Source organism: Streptomyces sp. MB09-01, assembly GCF_033794505.1.
Classification (GTDB): domain Bacteria; phylum Actinomycetota; class Actinomycetes; order Streptomycetales; family Streptomycetaceae; genus Streptomyces.
On the sequence record NZ_JARAYQ010000432.1, the window covers coordinates 1 to 4,258 of the forward strand.

Annotated in this window: 6 protein-coding genes; 2 read left to right on the forward strand and 4 right to left on the reverse strand. The window is 75.5% G+C overall.

The genetic code is table 11. The annotated features are described in order from the left end of the window. A partial coding sequence (locus PV721_RS41680) for a hypothetical protein (RefSeq protein ID WP_319733860.1) occupies nucleotides 1–193 on the forward strand: 193 nt, incomplete at its 5' end. Between the two features lie 150 nt (nucleotides 194–343). Continuing rightward, complete coding sequence (locus PV721_RS41685; protein ID WP_319733862.1) at nucleotides 344–865, forward strand: hypothetical protein; 522 nt, start codon at nucleotides 344–346, stop codon at nucleotides 863–865. 73 nt (nucleotides 866–938) lie between these two features. Here PV721_RS41685 and PV721_RS41690 read toward each other — a convergent pair whose 3' ends face one another. Genes PV721_RS41690 through PV721_RS41705 form a run of 4 tightly spaced genes read right to left on the reverse strand, consistent with a single transcriptional unit; the run spans nucleotide 939 to nucleotide 4,217 of the window. Next, nucleotides 939–1,511, reverse strand: coding sequence for a phage tail protein (locus tag PV721_RS41690; RefSeq protein ID WP_319733864.1), 573 nt, complete (start codon nucleotides 1,509–1,511; stop codon nucleotides 939–941). Then, the gene (locus PV721_RS41695; protein WP_319733866.1) at nucleotides 1,508–3,478 is read right to left on the reverse strand and encodes a putative baseplate assembly protein; all 1,971 of its coding nucleotides are present in this window, start codon (nucleotides 3,476–3,478) and stop codon (nucleotides 1,508–1,510) included. Before PV721_RS41695 ends, PV721_RS41690 begins: the two co-directional genes overlap by 4 nt. Next, nucleotides 3,478–3,900 carry a GPW/gp25 family protein gene (locus tag PV721_RS41700; protein WP_319733867.1) on the reverse strand — a complete coding sequence of 141 codons (423 nt, stop codon included), beginning with the start codon at nucleotides 3,898–3,900 and terminating at the stop codon, nucleotides 3,478–3,480. The genes PV721_RS41695 and PV721_RS41700 overlap by 1 nt, the downstream gene beginning before the upstream one ends. Continuing rightward, nucleotides 3,900–4,217, reverse strand: a complete 318-nt coding sequence (locus PV721_RS41705; RefSeq protein WP_319733869.1) for a PAAR domain-containing protein — start codon at nucleotides 4,215–4,217, stop codon at nucleotides 3,900–3,902. The genes PV721_RS41700 and PV721_RS41705 overlap by 1 nt, the downstream gene beginning before the upstream one ends. Between the last annotated feature and the right edge of the window lie 41 nt (nucleotides 4,218–4,258).

Sequence of the window (4,258 nt, forward strand, 5' to 3'; positions counted from 1 at the left end):
GGGTGCGGAGGGGGTGGGCCCGCTGCACGGCCCGGAGGGGGCCTGCTGGTCAGTGGTCTGCCTGGTGGAGGGTGCGGACGAGTCAGACCCGCTGCGCGGCCCGGGGAGGGCCCGCCGGTCGGTGGCGGTGAGCTGCTCGGTGGAGGGCGTGGGCAGGCCGGTCCCGTTGCGCGGTCCGGGGAGGGGCCGCTGATCCGCGTCCGCGGCCTGCGCGGCGGCGGGCGCGGTCGACTCCGCACCCGAGGGCGCGGGCGAGTTCGCCCCGGCGGGCGGGCGGGAAGCCGCCTGCTCCGGGGCCGTGGCCTCCCGGATTGTGGGCTGGGCTGCTGCGCGCCCCTGAGGCGTGTCCTCGAGGGCGTCGTACGCCGCACCGGCGCCGGACGCCGAACCCGCAGCGGACGCCGAACCCGCGGTGGGCGTGGCCGCGGCGTTCGGCGAGGTCCCGGCCATCCCGGAGGTCCTGGCCGTCCCCGAGGTTCCGACCGTTCCCGAGGTCCCGGCCGTCGCGGGGGTTCCGGTGGTCCGGGGGGTCCCGGTGGTCCCGGTCGTCCTGGGGGTCCCGGCCGCCCCGGAAGTCCCCGAAGTCCCGGAAGTCCCCGAGGTTCCGACCGCTCCCGAGGTCCCGGCCGTCGCGGGGGTTCCGGTGGTCCGGGGGGTCCCGGTGGTCCCGGTGGTCCCGGTGGTCCCGGTGGTCCCGGTGGTCCCGGTGGTCCCGGTGGTCCCGGTGGTCCCGGAGGTCCCCGAAGTCCCCGAAGTCCCCGAGGTTCCGACCGCTCCCGAGGTCTCGGCCGTCCCGGAGGCCCCAGCCGTCCCGCGCGTCCCGGTCGAAGACCGTGGCGGGGTGGCGTCCGACCAGCCCAGGTAGGCGCCGCAGTTGCCGCAGAAGTCGTCCGTCGCGCCGTTGGACGTTCCGCACACGGGACACGCACGCATCGCCGTCACCTTCCCTCACCCCCGGGCGGTCCCGGCAGGACCTCGACCCGGCAGACCGTGTGGACGGGGCACAGGGTGCGGACGAGCGCGCGGACCCGGTCGGCGTCCACTGCGTACGCCGCGCCCTCGCGGTGCGGCCACACCCGGATCAGGACCTCGGCGGCCGGCGGAGGGGGCAGGTCCGCGCCCGCCGTACGGGACCAGGTGGCCCCGCCGTCCCCGCTGACCTCGGCGGACACGCCCAGGACCAAGCGCAGGGCCTCGGTCAGGCCGCGTCGGGTGCCGCGCCAGCGGTGCAGTTCCACCGCGCGCGCCACCGCCTCGCGCCGCAGCCCGGTCGGCCACCGGGGGTCGTCGATGCCGCCCACCCAGGAGGCCAGCCAGGACAGGAAGTCGGCGGGGGCCAGTCGGGGGTCGAAGTAGGAGGGCAGGTTGTCGAGGGTCGTGAACACCGGGGCCAGGACCGTGTCCAGGCCCGCCGTGAACCGCTGGGCGAAGTCGTCGTCGGCGTACAGCGCGGGGAGCTGCTCGCCGATCGGGTGCCGGCTGGGCAGGCCGGGGACGGCGGCGCGGCTCATCCGTGCACCCCCGTCTCCGGCTCCGTCACGACCACCTGGTGCTGGTAGGAGAAGACGAGCGCGCCCGCTCCGATGTCGATCCGGTCGACGGGGGCGCCGCGCCGCCCGGTGATCGGGTCGGCGGCGAACATCCGGATCTCCTCCACGAGGACGTCCCCGATGGCGCGTTGGAGGACGCCGAACACCTCGCCGTACTGGACGGGCCGCCCGAACGGCCAGCCGGTGCCGTCGGGTCCGCCGTGCAAGGGGTTGAGATGGCGGAACAGTGCGGCGAGCGCCGCCTCGCGCACCCGGTCGGCGTCCGCGGCGGGTGCCGACAGCCGGGCGACCACGGTGATGCCCTGGTAGACCGGCGGCTCCACGACGAGGCGCGTGCCGATCAGGCGCCGTTCGTCGAGGGTGGCGGTGATCGCGGTGAGCATCTGGTCCGAGGGGATCAGCTGCTCGAAGCGGAGCCGGTCGTCGCCCTCGTCGGCCACCGCGTCCGGCACCACCAGGACGCGCACCGCGCCCGCGCCGCCGGATCCGTCGGTGGCGGGCAGGCAGCGGACCCGGCGTACCGAGGGCGCCGCCTGGCGGGCGATGATCTCGTAGTCCTCGGCGGTCACCGCGCGCTCCTGCATGCGCAGCGTCTCCGGCGCCCGCAGCTTGGCGTTGTCGATGGTCTCCCCGGCGACGCCGCCGCGCGCCGCTTCCCGGTTGGTGACGCGGGCGACGTAGGGGACGGAGCTGCGCAGTACGGAGATCGCGCCGCGGGAGACGTTGCCCGCCGGGCCGCCCCCGGTGCGGTAGCGGGCCACGCGGACCTGGGAGCCCTTGGGCGGTACGGCGCCGCAGGGGCGCAGGCTGCCGTCGGCCTCGCGCAGCACCGGCGGGAAGGAGAACTCGCCGGTGGTGGCGTTCACGCGGACGTGCCGGTCCTCGGGCGCCGAGCGGCCGAAGTGCTCCACCACGTCCCAGCGCTGCCATCCCTCGGGGGAGGACACCTCCACCACCGGGGGTTCCCCGTCGAGCAGTACGGGCGGGCGGCCGAGCCGGAAGGTCTGGCCGGCCACCCCCTCGGACGCGCCGAGCGGTACGTCGGTCACGCGCTCGGCGTGTTCCACGGTCATCGTGCCGCCGACGGTGAAGACGGCGGCCTCGCGCACGGTCGGGGACTCCGAGTAGAACGGCTGGCCGGGCTCCGGTGCGGTGACCCGGCAGCGCAGCCAGCCCGCTCGGGTGCCGCTGATCACCGACGCGGAGTGGCCGGCCGGGACGTACACGATGATCTCACCGGGCCGGTTGAGGCCGCCGGTGCTGTCGGAGTCGGTCTCGCAGCGCTGCCACCGGCCGCCGTCCCACGCCTCCCACACCAGCGGGGGCTGGCGCGGGTCGACACCGACGCCTTCGACGCGGCTGTCGAGGCGGACCGCGACCACGCAGCGCGGTACGGCCGTCGGCAGGCCGAACAGGAGCGCGTCGCCGGGCTCGGGCGTCGCCTGGAAGCACGGTATGTCGCGGCCCTCGGCGAGCGCGCCGGTCCGGTCGGTGTGGTCGCCGGTGCGGGGCGCGGTGACCAGGCGCGTCAGCTCGCTCGGAACGATGCGCAGGTCGTCGGCGGTCGCGAAGACCACGGCCTCCTCGGTCTCGCCGGCGGCGGTCGTCACCTCGGTGCCCGCGGGCAGCGTCACCGTCTCGGGCTGCGGGGCCGACAGCCAGAAGTCGACGTCGGCGGCGGCGGCCGAGGGCGGGTACAGCTGGATGTCCAACAGGTCGAGGAACGCAAGGTAGTTCTTGTCCGGGACCCGGTTGAGCCGGTACAGCAGCTGGTCCACGAGGTAGGCGAACGTCTCGATCAGGGTGACGCCCGGGTCGGAGACGTTGTGGTCGGTCCATTCCGGGGCGCGCTGCTGCACGTACCGCTTCGCCTCGTCGACGAGTTGCTGGAACCGCCGGTCGTCCAGGTTGGGGGAGGGCAGGGCCATCAGTCCGCGACCATTTCCTCGGCCCCCTCCTCGGAGGGGATCGTGTAGAAGGGGAAGACCAGGTTGCGCCGGTCGTTGGTGGTGCGCACCGTGTAGTGCACATCGATGTAGAGGGTGCCCGCCTCGACGGCGTCGAAGGCCACGACGACCTCGTCCACCGCGATCCTGGGCTCCCAGCGTTCCAGGGCCTCGCGCACCTGCTGGGCGACCCGGCCGGCGGTGTCGCCGTCGCCGGGGGCGAAGACGTACTCGTGGATGCCGCAGCCGAATTCGGGCCGCATCGGCCGTTCGCCGGGGGCGGTGCCCAGGATCAGGCGGATGGCTTCCTCCAGCTCCCGTTCCCGCTCGACCATGGCGATCCCGCCGGTCGGGCCGACCCGCAGGGGGAACGCCCAGCCGCGTCCGATGAACCGTTCGCTCATCAGACACCGCCGATCAGGACGTTCGGGGCGCCGGTCAGGACCATCGCGCCGCACGCGGTCTGGTCGCGCGCCCGCGCGGCGGGCAGGCCGCCGATGAGCACCGTGCCGGTGGCGAGGGCGGCCGGGTTCGGCAGGATCACGTTGGCCGGCCCCAGCGCCGCGTGCGGGGGGACCACGCAGACGTGCAGGCTGCCCACGACGGCGGCGGGCAGGCCGCCGATCAGCACCGTCGCCACCGCCGCGGCGGCGCCGGGCGGCGGCGTGGCGAGCCGGCCACCGTGGTTGGTGGGGTCGCCGGTACGGGCTGCGGCTGGCATCGGGTGCTCCTCGGGGAAGGCGGTCGGGATGCGGGTCGGGG